The sequence below is a fragment of the Bacteroides sp. AF32-8BH genome (assembly GCF_003435205.1).
Lineage (GTDB): Bacteria > Bacteroidota > Bacteroidia > Bacteroidales > Bacteroidaceae > Bacteroides > Bacteroides ovatus.
In genome coordinates this window covers 157,677-173,785 of the sequence record NZ_QVLZ01000012.1, presented here as the reverse complement: position 1 = coordinate 173,785, position 16,109 = coordinate 157,677, and the positions used below count along the sequence as shown (strand labels likewise).

Below are 16,109 nucleotides of genomic sequence, written 5' to 3'. Positions count from 1 at the left end.
GAACTGTAAAATATAAAAGAGGTTGTGCCAACGTTTTGACACAACCTCTTACTGTTTGTTGACTGGTTTGGCGGATGATCGTATTAAGATAACGAGGAGTGAGACATAGCTTATCCGCATAAAAACTAACATTACGTTCTTTCTTGCTATAAGCATTGACTAAAGAAATGAAACGCTGGAAAATCTCTTCCTGATGTGTCTGACAGCTCTGTTCTTTTTGATTGTTGTTTTTGACAAGATATTCTATATTGCACAAAAGACTGATTAGTAGATATTGAATAGCTTCCCGTCGGAACGTCGGTTCTTGTAATATATTCCATATTAAAGCAAAATAACTCTTAAACAAGTCGTATTCATGTGAGGTCAGAGATAATATGAGGTTTTTCTGTAACTGTGAGAGATGAGTGAAGAAATTGTCTTTTCCGGCTATAGAAAGAAATTCCGCGTCCATGGCTACCATCTGCATATCAAAATCCGGAGAGACTTCTATAATCTGAAGAATGGAATTCGGAACAATTAATAGTAGCTTGTCCGGCTGAAAAGTTTCTTCTATCAGGTTGATTAATACGCGTGCATATCCCTGTTTGATAACTGCGATACGTCCCTCTTTGATACGATAAGGTTGATCTATTGTGATAAGATTGGATTCTATTTTGGCGAAGCTGTTTACGAATCCGAAATGCGGAGATATGAAACGAAATTCGTTAAATCGGACGATATCCGGATTTTCTAAGATTTCGAGACCTATATTTAATGGTATTTTCTTTTCCATCTTTATCTGTTTTTTCCGCCAAAGATAATAAAAATCAGCAAATAGCCTTTTATTCTTTCTCTTTATCGAACTATTGGAACATTTTTACTAACTATCGGAATGTGAACGTATCTTTGAAACCTCTATCTTTGTCTTTTGAAGAAATTAAAGAAATGATGTGTATGAAAAGAATGGTTTTCAGTTTCTCCTTTTTATTGTTTGTATCGGGAATAAATGCGCAGATAACGTTGGAAGAATGTCAACGGAAGACGCAAGAAAATTATCCGTTGGTACATCAGTATGGCTTGGTGGAGAAAACAAAGGAATATAATCTTGAGAATGCGGCAAAAGGATATTTGCCACAGTTTGCCCTTTCGGCTAAAGCTTCTTATCAGAGTGAGGTAACGGAAATTCCGGTGAAGCTTCCCGGAGTGGATTTGAAAGGAGTGCCGAAAGATCAGTATCAGGTGATGTTGGAGTTACAACAGAAAATCTGGGATGGTGGAGGAATCCGGATGCAGAAGAAACAAACGACTGCGGAAGCGGAGATAGAGAAAGAAAAACTGAATGTGGATATGTATGCGCTAAATAGTCGTGTAAATGACCTTTATTTTGGGATTCTTTTGTTGGACGAGCAACTGAAACAGAATGCATTGTTGCAAGATGAACTGGAGAGAAATTATCGCCAGATTACTGCTTACGTAGAAAATGGCATTGCCAATCAGGCCGATTTGGATGCTGTGAAAGTGGAGCAGTTGAACACAAAGCAGAAAAGAGTTGAACTGGCTTCATCGCGTATGGCGTATTTGAAGATGCTTTCACTTTTGGTAGGAGAGAAATTGTCGCAGGAAACGGTTTTGGAGAAACCTGTTCCTCAAGATGACATTTCGGCTGTCGGTGAGATTCGTCGTCCGGAATTATCTTTGTTCAATGCGCAAGGAGTAGGATTGCAAGTACAGGAGAAAGCTTTGAATGTGCGTCATCTTCCACAGTTCGGATTATTCGTGCAGGGAGCTTATGGAAACCCCGGATTGAATATGCTGAAAAATGAATTTTCTCCCTACTATATTGCGGGTGTTCGCCTTTCATGGAATTTTGGTAGTTTGTATACCTTGAAGAATGACCGGAAGGTAATTGAAAATAAACGCCGGCAATTGGATAATAACCGGGATGTGTTTCTGTTTAATACAAGATTGGAGATGACACAACAAGATCAGGCCATCCAATCATTGGAAAAGCAAATGCAGGATGATGATGAGATTATCCGTTTGCGTACCAATATTCGCAAATCGGCAGAGGCCAAAGTGGCGAATGGAACATTGACGGTGACCGAGATGCTTCGGGAATTGACCAATGAGAGTTTGGCACGTCAGTCGAAAGCGTTGCATGAAATTCAACGGTTAATGGGAATTTATCAATTGAAATATACTACGAATGATTAATATAACTTCTTTAGATATGGAACGAATGACAAAGATAGGAATGTATGGAGTGGCATTGATTATGTTGGCTGCTTGTGGTAAGGGAATACCCGGCTATGATGCAACCGGCACGTTTGAAGCCACGGAAGTGATAGTCTCTGCCGAAGCTGCCGGAAAGCTGTTGCGACTGGAGGTAGAAGAGGGAACAAGACTGAAAGCAGGTGAGGAGATTGGGCTGGTGGATACGGTGCAATTGTATTTGAAGAAATTACAACTGGAGGCCAGTATGAAATCAGTGGAAAGCCAACGTCCGGATCTTGCTAAACAGATAGCTGCTACCAAACAGCAAATAGCAACAGCAGAACGTGAAAAGAAACGCGTGGAAAACCTGCTTGCCGCTGGAGCGGCGAATCAGAAACAGTTGGACGACTGGGACGCACAAGTCAAATTGCTTGAAAGGCAGCTTGTCGCACAGGAATCGTCATTGCAGAATAGTACGAACAGCCTGATAGAACAAGGAAATTCGGTTGCCATACAAGTTGCACAGATGGAGGATCAATTAGCTAAATGTCATGTCCAGTCGCCTATTGAAGGTACCGTATTGGCAAAATATGCAGAAGCCGGTGAATTGGCGGCAATAGGTAAACCGCTGTTTAAAGTGGCTGAAGTGGATCGAATGTATTTGAGGGCTTACATCACTTCCGAACAGTTGTCGCAAGTGAAACTGGGAGATGAGGTAACTGTGTATGCTGATTATGGAAACTCGGAGCAGAAAGCTTATCCGGGGGTAGTGACCTGGATTTCTGACCGTTCGGAGTTCACTCCCAAAACGATTTTGACGAAAAACGAACGTGCTAATCTGGTATATGCAGTGAAAATTGCCGTGAAGAATGACGGAGCATTGAAGATTGGTATGTACGGAGGAGTGACATTGAAAAATTAATGATTAAAAATTAAAGGAGAGGAGATGGCAAAGGGAGAACCCATAGTGGTTGTGAAAGAAGTCGGCAAGAACTATGGAACAGTGGAGGCGCTGAAAGACGTTTCTTTCGTTGTGGAACGAGGAGAAATCTTTGGTCTGATAGGGCCTGATGGTGCCGGTAAGAGTTCCTTATTCCGTATTCTGACTACTTTGTTGCTGGCGGATAAAGGAACGGCCATGGTTGCCGGGCTGGATGTGGTAACGGATTATAAACAGATTCGTACGAAGGTGGGATATATGCCCGGTCGTTTTTCACTTTACCAGGATCTTTCGGTAGAAGAGAATCTGGAGTTTTTTGCTACCGTGTTCCATACGACAGTTCAGGAGAATTATGATTTAATTAAAGATATCTATCAACAGATAGAACCGTTCAGGAAAAGAAGGGCAGGGGCTTTGTCAGGTGGTATGAAGCAGAAACTGGCATTGAGCTGTGCTTTGATTCATAAACCGGATATTTTATTCCTGGATGAACCTACTACCGGAGTAGATCCCGTGTCGCGTAAGGAATTCTGGCAAATGCTCCGAAACTTACGGGAACAGGGTATTACCATTGTCGTTTCTACTCCTATCATGGATGAGGCCCGGCAATGTGACCGGATTGCTTTCATCAATCATGGACAGATTCATGGCATTGATACCCCGGAACGTATTCTTCATCAATTTGCGTCTATCCTTTGCCCTCCTTCTTTGGAGCGGGAGGAAGTGAAGCATGAAGTAGCTCCGGTCATTGAAGTGGAACAGTTGACAAAGTGTTTTGGAGATTTTACTGCAGTAGATCATATCTCCTTTCAGGTGAACCGAGGCGAGATATTTGGCTTTCTGGGTGCTAATGGAGCAGGAAAGACGACAGCTATGCGTATGCTTTGCGGATTAAGTAAACCGACATCAGGCATCGGAAAGGTGGCAGGATATGATATTTACCGGGAGGCCGAACAAGTTAAGAAACATATCGGATATATGAGCCAAAAGTTTTCGCTATATGAAGACCTGAAAGTGTGGGAGAATATCCGTCTGTTTGCCGGAATTTATGGTATGAAGGAACAAGAGATAGAACAGAAGACAGAAGAATTGTTGGATCGTTTGGAGCTTACTGCCGAACGGGATACTCTGGTGAAGAGCCTTCCGGTGGGATGGAAACAGAAATTGGCTTTTTCAGTATCAATATTCCATGAACCGAGAATCGTTTTTCTGGATGAGCCGACCGGTGGAGTAGATCCTGCTACGAGAAGACAGTTCTGGGAATTGATCTATCAGGCAGCCGATCAGGGTATTACCGTGTTTGTCACTACCCATTATATGGATGAAGCGGAATATTGTAACCGGATATCTATCATGGTGGACGGTCGGATAAAAGCACTTGATACACCTGCCCGTCTGAAACAACAATTCGGTGCGGAAACGATGGATGACGTTTTTCAGAAATTAGCCCGCGGTGCGGTGCGCAAAGCAGATTGATTATGAGACAGTTTATAGCTTTTATAAAGAAAGAGTTTTATCATATTTTCCGTGACCGGCGAACCATGCTGATTTTGTTGGGGATGCCTGTCGTGCAAATTATTCTATTCGGTTTTGCTATCAGCACGGAAGTGAAGAATGTTCGGTTGGCGGTGCTCGATCCTTCTAATGATGTGGTAACGCGAAAAATAATTGATCGTTTGGATGCCAGTGAGTATTTCACCGTTACTGCACGTTTTCATTCGCCCCAGGAAATGGAAGCTGCTTTCCTAAAGAATGAAGTTGATATGGCGATTGTCTTTAGCGAACGGTTTGCGGATGATCTCTATACGGGTGATGCTCGTGTACAGCTGATAGTAGATGCAACAGATCCCAATATGTCGACTTCGCAAGTTAATTATGCGACAGGAATCGTTTCTATGGTAGGCCAGGAGATGATTCCCCCGAATATGTCGGCTGCCCGCCTGACTCCTGATATCAAATTGCTCTACAACCCGCAGATGAAGAGTGCTTATAACTTTGTTCCGGGAGTGATGGGCTTGATCCTGATGCTGATTTGCGCCATGATGACCTCGATTTCCATTGTTCGTGAGAAAGAAACAGGCACGATGGAAGTATTATTGGTTTCACCTGTGAAGCCGCTATTTATTATTTTGGCAAAGGCTGTACCTTATTTTGTGCTGTCGTTCGTCAATCTGATAACGATCCTTTTGCTTTCGGTCTTTGTGTTGGATGTTCCGGTGGTAGGAAGTTTGTTCTGGTTAATCACGGTATCTTTGCTGTTTATCTTCGTATCATTGGCATTGGGCTTATTGATTTCATCAGTCACACGTACACAGGTTGCGGCCATGCTGGTTTCCGGATTGATGCTGATGATGCCCACGATGCTTTTATCGGGCATGATTTTCCCTATAGAGAGTATGCCGGTGATACTTCAATGGATCTCGGATATACTTCCGGCACGTTGGTATATACAGGCTGTGCGTAAACTGATGATTGAAGGAGTACCAGTTGCATTGGTGTATAAAGAGATTGGTATCTTGTTATTGATGGCGACGGTACTTATTACGATCAGTATCAAGAAATTTAAGTATAGATTGGAATAATATGTCGATATGCCAATTGGTTGTATGAATACTATACAGTGTGCTAATGGGCAGATTGATAAATGGAAGAATTATTTATGATAAAGTTCCTGATAGAAAAAGAGTTTAAACAATTGCTTCGCAATTCGTTTCTTCCGAAATTGATTCTTGTATTTCCATGCATGATTATGCTGTTGATGCCTTGGGCGGTAAACCTGGAAATCAAGAATATACAGCTGAATATTGTGGATAATGACCATTCGGCTATTTCACAACGTTTAGTCAATAAGATTGCCGCCTCTACCTATTTCCGTCTGGTGGAAGTGCCGGCTTCGTATGAAGAAGGCCTACGGAATATTGAAATTGGAACGGCGGATATTGTGATGGAAATTCCGCGGCATCTGGAACGGGATTGGATGAATGGAGAAGATACCCACATACTGATAGCAGCCAATGCTGTGAATGGGACAAAAGGAGGGCTGGGGAGTTCTTATCTATCTTCTATTATTAATGATTATGCAGCCGAGCTGCGTTCGGAATATCCTGCAACTGCTACAGTCTCCGGTGCTTTCCCTTCGATAGGCATTGATACACAGGGGTTGTTTAATCCGAATCTGAACTATAAACTCTATATGATTCCGGCATTGATGGTCATGTTATTAACTTTGATTTGTGGTTTCTTGCCTGCATTGAATATAGTTAGCGAGAAGGAAGTAGGAACGATTGAGCAAATCAATGTGACGCCGGTTCCGAAGTTTATCTTTATTTTGGCAAAGCTCTTGCCTTACTGGTTGATTGGTTTTGTGGTGCTGACTGTATGTTTCATATTAGCCTGGTTAATTTATGGCATAGTGCCAGTCGGTCATTTTCTATTAATTTACTTTTTCGCAGTTCTTTTCGTTCTGGTAATGTCCGGTTTCGGACTTGTTATTTCCAACTACTCGGCAACGATGCAACAGTCTATGTTTGTTATGTGGTTCTGTTTGTTGGTTGTAATTTTGATGAGTGGTTTGTTTACTCCCATTAGCAGTATGCCGGAATGGGCACAAATGATAACGAGGCTCAACCCTTTGAGATATTTTATGGAGGTGATGCGAATGGTATATTTAAAGGGTAGTGGTTTCTTTGATTTACTGCCACAGTTTGGAGTATTGTTGTTTTTTGCAGTAGTGTTTAATAGTTGGGCAGTGATTAGTTATCGGAAGAATAACTAAGGATAATAATATAAAAACAGCTCGTTTCCTTTTCAGGGAAAGAGCTGTTTTATTACTTCTTATCACCGTTTCCGGTGAACAGCAAGTGGTTACCGTATTACTTTATTTCGATTTGCCGATTGGGCTTCTTCACTTCTTCTTCAGAGAGTTTCGGAAGTTCGATGTTTAAAACACCATGTTCTACGGATGCAGCAATTTTTTCTTTGTCCACATTGTCCGGTAGAATCATTGTTTGCTGGAACTTAGAGTATGAGAATTCGCGACGCAGATAGCGACCGTCTTTCTTTTCCTCCTTGTTTTCAGTCTTCTTCTCCATGCTGATAACGAGGTTGTTGTCTTCATCAATGCGAACATTGAAATCATCCTTCGTCATACCAGGAGCAGCCAATTCCACTTTGTACTCTTTTTCTGTTTCCAAAACATTAATTGCAGGTGCAGTAGCATTTGCTTTTACCATCCAATCGTTATCAAAGAAATCATTAAAGATACTTGGTAACCAACTTTGAGTTCTTCTAACAGGCATCATAATTTTAGTCTCCTATCTTTAAGTTAAACATTCAATTAATAAATTTAGAACTTCGGCATTTTCACTTCCGATGGTATCGGTTATCCCGCCTTCCATCGTCCGCTCTCGAACCGTTGTTCGCTTCTATAAATGCAAACCTTATGCCAAGAGATTTTAGAGACTAAAATTGTCTATTTGTCATTTTTATAATGTCATTTTTGCAATATAAATGACAAAATGTATCCTGTTTTTATTTATTTTATATAAGATAGATATTAATTTGATAACCTGTTTACTTCTTCTCGATCAGTTTGAACCTTATTCTTAGTGTTTGCCTTTCTTCGTCATAATCATAACTAATGATTTTGAAGGTACCCACTTCAGAAGTATGGGATACATGCAATCCGATGCAGGCGCAGGCATCATAATCTCCAATGCGGACAATGCGAAGAGTTTCGCTTGCATCGGCAGGTAGCTTACTTAAATCTACAATATCTTTGGCCTGTTCATGAGTCATAAACTCAACAGTCACAGGTAGGTTCTGACTGATTACCTCGTTCACTCTATCTTCAATAGACTGGATTTGTTCCGCTGTCGGACATGACGAAAGTATATAGTCACATTTGCTTTTTTTTCTTTCGATGTGGGCATTGCGAGAACGTGGGCAGCCAAAGGTTTTCACCATGGTGGCATTGAGTAAATGCTCTGCTGTATGCATAGGAGGGTATTCCTGCTTGTTGTGATCGTTGAGTTGAATTTGTTGTTCCATAAATTATTTCAATAACTTTTTATTTTTAATATCTTCTAATATGTTCATTTGTTGAATTGCTATTTGATTTAATTTGATGAGTCTATCCTTTTGTGCCAAACCTTCGTTTATGAAAACTGCATTTAAGTTTTCCATATTTGATAAGCAGATAAGTTCGTTGATTGAGGCATAATCGCGGATATTTCCTTTTAAATCAGGGTGTGTATCCCGCCATTCTAAGGCTGTCATTCCAAACATGGCTACATTAAGGACATCAGCTTCGCTGGCATAAATCATAGATGTTTGCTGTGAAGTGATTTCTTGAGGGATAAGATGTTGTTTGATTGCATCAGTATGAATATGGTAATTAATTTTAGATAATTCTCGCTTTGCCGACCAACCAAGTTGAGCTTGCTCTTGCTCTTTGAGACGTTGGAATTCTTTTACTATGTATAATTCAAATTCAACGGAAATCCAACTTGCAAATTTGAATGCAATGTCTTTGTGAGCAAAAGTGCCCCCATATCGTCCTGATTTGGATATAATTCCAATAGCACAGGTGGTTTCTATCCATTTTTGAGGGGAAAGAGTAAACGCATTTAGTCCTGCTTCTTTTTTAAACCCCTCGAATTCGAGGGGTTTAAAATGGGGGTTGTACAATATCTCCCATAATCCTAAATATTCAATGGTCATTCTATTACGTAGCCAGTTGGCAATAACAGCATTGGCATCTGTCGTCTTGTATTTAGCTATGTCGGTTAAGGAAATGTAATCTGTATCGTTGATTTTTAGGATAGTAACATCTGTTTTCTGAACTGTAATCTTTGCCATATTCTGATTTTTCAGTAAAGGTAGAGCTATATTTGGGAATAAAGAAACGTATATCACTTTTTATTCAGAATATGTTAAACTCACTTCCATGCATCGGAGGTATCTCGCTTATTCAATTATTATTTTCTCTCCCAAGAAATGAGGTTGTTTATCTATACCTAAATCTATAAACATTTTGACTCTTGCAAGTAATTCCCGGATGTTAGTTTTCAGTCCGGCATAAGCATTTACATTTGGGGCGTTGTACCCGATGGCGTCTATTCCATTTTTCTCTGCAAGATAGATCGCTCGTTCGTTATGGAAACGTTGGGAGATGATGGTCAGACGATTCTGTCCAAACACTTCTTTGGCACGTACAACAGAGTCGAGAGTCCGGAATCCGGCATAATCTAAATAAATGGATTTTTCAGGAATACCTTTTTGCATGAGTGCTTTCTTCATTTCTTCCGGTTCATTGTAATCCTCTTTACGGTTATCGCCGCTGATGAGGATATATTTAATTTTTCCGGCTTTATATAACTCTACTGTTGCAAGAATCCGATAATCGAAGTATAAATTGTTATTTCCACTTTTCAACTTGGGAGAAGTTCCGAGAAGTAATCCTACATTGTTGGAAGGGATGGTATTTACTTCCGTATATAGTTTGGAGACTGTGTGTTTCTTGATCGTCCTGTTACATACAACTATGCTGATTACACACAGGATAGCAATTATTAGAGTGGTATAAAGCAGTTTGCGTTTCATGTTTCGGATAATAATTGTGACTTCACAAAAATACCATTCTTTTTTAGGAAATCAAGCATATAGACATAAAAAAAGGAGCAACGCCTTGCTCCAACCTTTGTTAACCTTAAATCTAATACTATGAAAAACACAGTGCAAAGATACGGACTATCGTGAAATTAGCAAATAATCCAAGAAAAAACGTATGTTATATAACATTGATTAAGAAAAAGTACCTTCGCCTTAACGGTTATTCGATGTTTTGGGCGATAGACAAATGTGGATGCTCCATTCTTCTTTCTTCATCAACTTTTTTAATAATTACTATGAACTGATTTAACAGCTGAATTTATTCGAAAAAAGCAAAGCTACAAATAAATTTTAGCACATGCGATTTGCGTTATAAAGATTCAAAAAATAGAAAAATCGAACTATATATTTTAATATATAGTTTATTATTTATATATTTATAATAATACCGGTAAGTGTTCAAGGGGGACTTTTTTAGGTAGGTGTAACCGGCTGCCATATAGCGAGTTATCTGCCTTTGGAGAGCGTTCCACTATGCGTTCGGCAAAAAGGCGCTTTTTTATCCCCCAAATGGAGGCTCTAAACTCATGCGGCAGAGCCTCCGTTTGATACATTCAGAGGCTTTGTTTCAAGCAAATGGAGCCTCTAACTTTTGCTTCCCCAAAGAAAGGTTATTAATATGCGAACGTATATGACTATTTAGAACCGAAACCAATTGAAAAGAACCGATGAATTTAGAAGCTCCCAGCGTATGGCGTATTTTTGCTGGAAACCTGAAAACAATAACAAATATGCAGAAAAAATCTCTCGCGTCTGACATTTATCAGCACATTATGGCATGGAAATGCACAAAAAATGGCCGTACAAAGTATGGTGCATCGCTTTTCTTTTTATCTTTGCATGAAATATAATATTACTAATACTTAATATAAACATGGATAAAAGAAGATGGGGCCAATGGATATTATTGGCTGTTGTTTGCTTGAGTTTCTCGATAGGAGAAAGTTATGCGCAGAAAAATGATTTTGCTAATCTACGTCGTTATTCAAAAGAAAATGCTGCACTTCCACAAGCGACAAAGAAAGACAAACGGGTTATTTTTATGGGAAATTCCATTACGGAAGGATGGGTAAGGACTCATCCGGATTTTTTCAAATCAAATGGTTACATTGGCCGTGGAATCAGTGGGCAGACTTCCTATCAATTCTTGTTACGGTTCCGGGAAGATGTGATTAATCTTTCTCCTGCTTTAGTGGTGATTAATGCCGGAACAAATGATGTCGCTGAAAATACACAGGCGTATAATGAAGATTATACATTCGGAAACATTGTTTCTATGGCGGAACTGGCAAAAGCAAATAAAATAAAAGTAATTTTGACTTCCGTATTGCCTGCTGCTGCATTTAAGTGGAGAATGGAAATAAAAGATGTTCCGCAGAAAATTAAATCTTTAAATGACCGGATAGAGGCTTATGCAAAAGCAAATAAAATTCCGTTTGTTAATTATTACAAGGCAATGGTGGTTGACGAAAATCAGGCCTTGAATCCTCAATATACTAAAGATGGAGTTCACCCAACGAGCGAAGGGTATGATATTATGGAACCGTTGATTAAAAATGCCATAGAGAAGGCTCTTTGATTTATCATCGCTTGAAGTAGGAATAATCCAACTATAAGAAATGGGAGGATTGCATGAATAGATTCAGCCGTAATGAATGATCAGTCTATATCTGCAATCCTCCTTAATTAATGCTTTAGAGAGTGGTACATTATGTCTTTTCAATTTTATATTTTTCATTGAAGGTGACGTATAGACATAAAAAAAGGAGCAACGCCTTGCTCCAACCTTTGTTAACCTTAAATCTAATACTATGAAAAACACAGTGCAAAGATACGGGATTCCGGTAACTTTGCAAATTATCAGCCCTTAATTGGTGTTTTTATAACACTAATTAATAGACTAAATGCGAAGTTACAGGTTTGTTAAGAGTTTCAGCCCTTAACAATCAGGCTATAATAGGTGAACAATGGGGAAATTTTATCCCCATTTCTCTTTCATCAAGTCCTCCAGTTTCAATAATTCGTCACGATATTGTGCGGCTTCGATAAATTCAAGTTTCTTGGCTGCTTCCTGCATCAGTTTGCGGGTACGCTCGATACTCTTTTCCATCTGCGCTTTACTCATATACTGCACTATCGGATCTGCTGCGATATTCGGAGTAGAAGGTTCTACATAAGCATGTCTTTCTTTCAACAGCTCATCTGCCTCTTTTGCATTACCGAATACAGACAAGTTTCTGGCCTTTTTAATCTGTTGCGGGGTAATTCCGTTTGCCTCATTATATGCCAACTGCTTTTCGCGACGACGGTTCGTTTCATCAATCGTCAGTTTCATGCTATCCGTCATCTTATCAGCATACATGATTACCTTACCGTTCACATTACGCGCGGCACGTCCCGCAGTTTGTGTCAATGAACGGTGGGAGCGGAGGAATCCTTCTTTGTCTGCATCGAGAATAGCGACGAGAGACACTTCCGGAAGGTCGAGACCCTCACGAAGCAGGTTGACCCCGATAAGTACGTCATAAACTCCTTGCCGGAGATCATCCATAATCTTCACACGTTCCAGTGTGTCGACATCACTATGGATATAGGTACATCTCACATTATTATTAAGAAGATATTCTGCCAGTTCTTCTGCCATTCGTTTGGTTAGTGTAGTGACGAGTACGCGTTCTTCCTTTTCAATACGGAGCTGGATTTCTTCCATTAAATCGTCAATCTGATTGAGACTCGGACGTACTTCGATGATAGGATCAAGCAGACCGGTAGGACGAATCACCTGTTCCACGACGATTCCTTCCGACTGAATCAATTCATAATCCGCCGGTGTAGCACTGACGTAGATTACTTGTTTTGCCATCTCCTGAAACTCTTCAAATTTCAACGGGCGGTTGTCCATAGCGGCAGGCAATCGGAAACCATATTCCACAAGATTGATTTTTCGCGCACGGTCTCCTCCGTACATTGCACGGATTTGGGGTACGCTTACGTGGCTTTCGTCGATAACGATCAGGAAATCATCCGGAAAGAAATCGAGCAAACAATAGGGGCGGGTACCGGCAGCACGGCCGTCGAAATAACGGGAATAATTCTCAATTCCGGAACAATGTCCCAATTCCCGAATCATTTCCATATCGTAAGTTACTCGCTCATACAATCGTTTGGCCTCGTATTCCTTGCCGATAGATTCGAAGAAAGCTACTTGCTTGGTCAAATCATCCTCTATTTCATGAATAGCACGGAGAGTAGCCTCTTTGGTAGTCATGAACAGGTTGGCCGGATAAATCTTATAGGCGTCAAATGGTGCGATAGTGACTCCTGTGATAGGGTCTACCTCTTCGATGCCGTCAATTTCATCCCCCCAGAAGGTGACGCGGAGCAGGTTGTCGGTATAAGCCAGATAAATATCCACCGTGTCGCCCTTGACCCGGAAATTTCCACGGTTCAAGTCGATATCATTGCGGACATACAAACTGTCTACCAAACGACGTAGAAACACATTGCGGTCCATCATCCGTCCCCGTTCTATTTCGATGACATTTTTGTAGAAGTCCGAAGGATTTCCCATACCGTAGATACAAGATACGGAAGAAACCACTACCACGTCTTTTCTTCCGGAGAGTAGGGCGGAAGTGGCAGAGAGTCGGAGCTTGTCGATTTCGTCATTGATGGCGAGATCTTTCTCTATATATGTATCACTGTTCGGCAGATAAGCTTCCGGCTGGTAATAATCATAGTAAGAAACGTAATATTCTACCGCATTGTTTGGGAAAAAACCTTTAAACTCACTGTAGAGCTGGGCAGCCAGTGTTTTGTTATGGCTCAAAATCAAGGTGGGTTTATTGATATTGGCGATCACATTGGCAATGGTAAATGTTTTTCCCGACCCGGTCACTCCCAATAAAGTCTGTGCGGGAACTCCCTGAAGGACCCCTTCAGTAAGTTGTGCTATAGCTTCCGGCTGATCTCCGGTAGGTTTATAAGCTGATGTTAGTTCATAATTCATAGTTAAATCCTAAAAAGTGGAGCAATATTCGGTAAAATAATCGAGATAACAAATCTTTTTTCCAAATAAATCCTTTACTTTGCAACATATTAATATCAAAAAACAGATTCATACAACTAGTAATACCAGAAACACATGATTTGGAATGAGAGCATTGAGTGTATGGACCGCGAAAGTCTTCGCAAGATTCAAAGCATACGACTCAAGAAAATTGTAGATTACGTTTATTACAACACGCCTTTCTATCGAAAGAAGATGCAGGAAATGGGGATTACTCCCGATGACATCAATAGTATTGATGATATTGTAAAACTGCCGTTTACCACGAAACATGATTTAAGAGATAATTATCCGTTCGGACTTTGTGCCGTGCCGATGAGCCAAATTGTACGTATTCATGCTTCTTCCGGAACAACCGGAAAACCGACGGTTGTCGGATATACCCGTAAGGACTTGTCTACATGGGCGGAATGTATATCACGTGCTTTTACCGCTTATGGAGCGGGGCGTTCTGATGTTTTTCAGGTATCTTATGGATACGGACTGTTCACGGGCGGATTGGGAGCACATGCAGGAGCTGAAAATATCGGTGCTTCTGTTATTCCGATGTCCAGTGGTAACACGGAAAAACAGATAACCTTGATGCACGATTTCGGATCGACAGTGCTTTGTTGTACTCCTTCCTATGCGCTTTATCTGGCAGATGCAATCAAAGATTCCGGTTTGCCACGTGAAGAATTCCAACTGAAAGTCGGTGCTTTCGGTGCAGAACCCTGGACGGAAAATATGCGTCATGAGATAGAAGAAAAGCTGGGAATCAAAGCATACGATATTTATGGATTGAGTGAGATTGCCGGACCGGGTGTCGGGTACGAGTGCGAATGTCAGCACGGGACTCACTTGAATGAAGACCATTACTTCCCGGAAATCATCGACCCGAATACATTGCAACCGGTGGAATCCGGTCAAACGGGCGAACTGGTATTTACTCATTTAACTAAAGAGGGTATGCCGTTGCTTCGTTACCGTACGCGTGATTTGACGGCCTTGCATCATGATAAATGTTCCTGTGGCCGTACATTGGTACGTATGGATCGTATTTTGGGACGTAGTGATGATATGTTGATTATCCGCGGTGTGAATGTATTCCCGACGCAGATTGAATCAGTCATTCTTGAAATGGAAGAGTTTGAACCGCATTATTTGTTGATAGTAGGTCGTGAAAACAATACCGATACAATGGAACTCCAGGTTGAAGTACGTCCGGAATTCTATTCGGATGAGATCAACAAAATGCTGGCTTTGAAGAAGAAACTGGGAGGACGTTTGCAAAGCGTACTCGGACTGGGAGTCAACGTGAAACTGGTAGAGCCTCGCAGCATTGAACGCAGCGTAGGTAAAGCGAAACGTGTAATTGATAACAGAAAAATGTAAATAAGTATTAGGTATTAAGTATTAAGTATTGACCATGCGGGTGATCTTGGAACTACGGTAATACTTGTTACCTAATACCTAATGCTTGTTACTTAATACTTATTACTTAATACTTTAATAAATATGGTAGCAAAACAACTTTCTATTTTTTTGGAAAATAAGTCAGGCCGTTTGACGGAAGTGACTGAAGTGCTGGCGAAAGAAAATATCAATCTTTCTGCCTTGTGCATTGCCGAAAATGCTGATTTTGGTATTTTGCGTGGAATTGTATCCGATCCGGATAGAGCATACAAAGCTTTAAAAGATAATCATTTTGCAGTGAATGTGACTGATGTGGTAGGTATAAGCTGTCCCAATATACCAGGTGCTTTGGCAAAAGTGCTGGGATATTTATCAGAAGAGGGCGTATTTATTGAATATATGTATTCGTTTGCCAATAACCATATTGCAAATGTAGTGATTCGCCCCAGCAACCTGGATAAATGTATCGAGGTATTGAAAGAAAAGAAAGTCGATTTACTGGCTGCAAGTGATTTGTATAAACTGTAAATATAACAGTGAGCAATAAATAATGAACGGTAAACAGTTGTGTTATCCAATTCAAGGACAACGCAATTGCTTACCGTTTTTACTATAAATATAGTGACGCTATCCGGTGAAGATAGCGACGGTATATGCCAACGATACCGTTACTATCCCGAACACATACCGTCACTATTGTGATTCGTTTATAATCTGCTGTTTATAGTTTGTCGTTTGTAATTCGACGTCATTTTCTCTCCTTTTGTCGATGTTTAACGCCTTTTATGTATTAAAAAACACAGATTAATTGCTAAATTCCCAGCGAATAAGTAACTTTGC

The 16,109-nt window shown here is 40.5% G+C and carries 14 protein-coding genes; 8 read left to right on the top strand and 6 right to left on the bottom strand.

The annotated features are described in order from the left end of the window. On the bottom strand, positions 1-772 hold a 772-nt coding region (locus DWZ47_RS10990; protein WP_117513145.1), incomplete at its 3' end, for an AraC family transcriptional regulator. Between the two features lie 161 nt (positions 773-933). On the opposite strand from DWZ47_RS10990, the gene DWZ47_RS10985 reads away from it, so the two are divergent. The 5 genes from DWZ47_RS10985 to DWZ47_RS10965 all read left to right on the top strand — a co-directional run bounded on the left by DWZ47_RS10985 (position 934) and on the right by DWZ47_RS10965 (position 6,908). Further along, positions 934-2,193 carry a TolC family protein gene (locus DWZ47_RS10985; RefSeq protein ID WP_022199077.1) on the top strand — a complete coding sequence of 420 codons (1,260 nt, stop codon included), beginning with the start codon at positions 934-936 and terminating at the stop codon, positions 2,191-2,193. 16 nt (positions 2,194-2,209) lie between these two features. Further along, positions 2,210-3,115, top strand: coding sequence for an HlyD family secretion protein (locus tag DWZ47_RS10980; RefSeq protein WP_004325720.1), 906 nt, complete (start codon positions 2,210-2,212; stop codon positions 3,113-3,115). Positions 3,116-3,139: 24 nt separating this feature from the next. After that, positions 3,140-4,609, top strand: coding sequence for an ATP-binding cassette domain-containing protein (locus DWZ47_RS10975; protein ID WP_117513143.1), 1,470 nt, complete (start codon positions 3,140-3,142; stop codon positions 4,607-4,609). 2 nt (positions 4,610-4,611) lie between these two features. Further along, positions 4,612-5,715 (top strand): ABC transporter permease, encoded by a 1,104-nt coding sequence (locus DWZ47_RS10970; RefSeq protein WP_004300010.1) that lies wholly within the window; start codon positions 4,612-4,614, stop codon positions 5,713-5,715. 77 nt (positions 5,716-5,792) lie between these two features. Beyond that, on the top strand, positions 5,793-6,908 hold the full coding sequence (locus DWZ47_RS10965) for an ABC transporter permease (protein WP_117513152.1): 1,116 nt from the start codon (positions 5,793-5,795) through the stop codon (positions 6,906-6,908). Positions 6,909-7,005: 97 nt separating this feature from the next. Here DWZ47_RS10965 and DWZ47_RS10960 read toward each other — a convergent pair whose 3' ends face one another. From DWZ47_RS10960 to DWZ47_RS10945, 4 genes are all read right to left on the bottom strand, one after another. Next, positions 7,006-7,434, bottom strand: coding sequence for an Hsp20/alpha crystallin family protein (locus DWZ47_RS10960; RefSeq protein ID WP_004300008.1), 429 nt, complete (start codon positions 7,432-7,434; stop codon positions 7,006-7,008). Positions 7,435-7,705: 271 nt separating this feature from the next. Next, positions 7,706-8,182, bottom strand: a complete 477-nt coding sequence (locus tag DWZ47_RS10955) for a hypothetical protein (protein ID WP_004303639.1) — start codon at positions 8,180-8,182, stop codon at positions 7,706-7,708. Between the two features lie 3 nt (positions 8,183-8,185). After that, on the bottom strand, positions 8,186-8,992 hold the full coding sequence (locus DWZ47_RS10950; protein ID WP_117513141.1) for a KilA-N domain-containing protein: 807 nt from the start codon (positions 8,990-8,992) through the stop codon (positions 8,186-8,188). 108 nt (positions 8,993-9,100) lie between these two features. Then, positions 9,101-9,736, bottom strand: a complete 636-nt coding sequence (locus DWZ47_RS10945; RefSeq protein ID WP_004300005.1) for a vancomycin high temperature exclusion protein — start codon at positions 9,734-9,736, stop codon at positions 9,101-9,103. Between the two features lie 943 nt (positions 9,737-10,679). On the opposite strand from DWZ47_RS10945, the gene DWZ47_RS10930 reads away from it, so the two are divergent. Then, entirely contained in the window at positions 10,680-11,384 is a 705-nt protein-coding gene (locus DWZ47_RS10930; protein WP_004309262.1) for an SGNH/GDSL hydrolase family protein, read from the top strand. A 399-nt stretch (positions 11,385-11,783) separates the two neighbouring features. Here the strand turns inward: DWZ47_RS10930 and uvrB are convergent, their stop codons facing one another. Beyond that, a complete protein-coding gene (gene uvrB, locus DWZ47_RS10925) occupies positions 11,784-13,814 on the bottom strand; it encodes an excinuclease ABC subunit UvrB (protein ID WP_004303633.1) in 2,031 nt (676 codons plus the stop codon). A gap of 135 nt (positions 13,815-13,949) precedes the next feature. Here uvrB and DWZ47_RS10920 point away from each other — a divergent pair, with 135 nt between their 5' ends. Both DWZ47_RS10920 and DWZ47_RS10915 read left to right on the top strand, forming a co-directional pair. Then, the gene (locus DWZ47_RS10920; protein WP_117513138.1) at positions 13,950-15,248 is read left to right on the top strand and encodes a phenylacetate--CoA ligase family protein; all 1,299 of its coding nucleotides are present in this window, start codon (positions 13,950-13,952) and stop codon (positions 15,246-15,248) included. Positions 15,249-15,371: 123 nt separating this feature from the next. Continuing rightward, positions 15,372-15,797 carry an amino acid-binding protein gene (locus tag DWZ47_RS10915; protein ID WP_004299992.1) on the top strand — a complete coding sequence of 142 codons (426 nt, stop codon included), beginning with the start codon at positions 15,372-15,374 and terminating at the stop codon, positions 15,795-15,797. The last annotated feature ends 312 nt before the right edge of the window (positions 15,798-16,109 follow it).

Bases quoted from the DNA above. Each gene is read 5' to 3' on its own strand.
- DWZ47_RS10955 (WP_004303639.1), bottom strand. From the start codon at position 8,182: ATGGAACAACAAATTCAACTCAACGATCACAACAAGCAGGAATACCCT.
- DWZ47_RS10915 (WP_004299992.1), top strand. From the start codon at position 15,372: ATGGTAGCAAAACAACTTTCTATTTTTTTGGAAAATAAGTCAGGCCGT.
- uvrB (WP_004303633.1), bottom strand. From the start codon at position 13,814: ATGAATTATGAACTAACATCAGCTTATAAACCTACCGGAGATCAGCCG.
- DWZ47_RS10930 (WP_004309262.1), top strand. From the start codon at position 10,680: ATGGATAAAAGAAGATGGGGCCAATGGATATTATTGGCTGTTGTTTGC.
- DWZ47_RS10975 (WP_117513143.1), top strand. From the start codon at position 3,140: ATGGCAAAGGGAGAACCCATAGTGGTTGTGAAAGAAGTCGGCAAGAAC.
- DWZ47_RS10920 (WP_117513138.1), top strand. From the start codon at position 13,950: ATGATTTGGAATGAGAGCATTGAGTGTATGGACCGCGAAAGTCTTCGC.
- DWZ47_RS10965 (WP_117513152.1), top strand. From the start codon at position 5,793: ATGATAAAGTTCCTGATAGAAAAAGAGTTTAAACAATTGCTTCGCAAT.
- DWZ47_RS10945 (WP_004300005.1), bottom strand. From the start codon at position 9,736: ATGAAACGCAAACTGCTTTATACCACTCTAATAATTGCTATCCTGTGT.
- DWZ47_RS10960 (WP_004300008.1), bottom strand. From the start codon at position 7,434: ATGATGCCTGTTAGAAGAACTCAAAGTTGGTTACCAAGTATCTTTAAT.
- DWZ47_RS10980 (WP_004325720.1), top strand. From the start codon at position 2,210: ATGGAACGAATGACAAAGATAGGAATGTATGGAGTGGCATTGATTATG.
- DWZ47_RS10950 (WP_117513141.1), bottom strand. From the start codon at position 8,992: ATGGCAAAGATTACAGTTCAGAAAACAGATGTTACTATCCTAAAAATC.
- DWZ47_RS10985 (WP_022199077.1), top strand. From the start codon at position 934: ATGAAAAGAATGGTTTTCAGTTTCTCCTTTTTATTGTTTGTATCGGGA.
- DWZ47_RS10970 (WP_004300010.1), top strand. From the start codon at position 4,612: ATGAGACAGTTTATAGCTTTTATAAAGAAAGAGTTTTATCATATTTTC.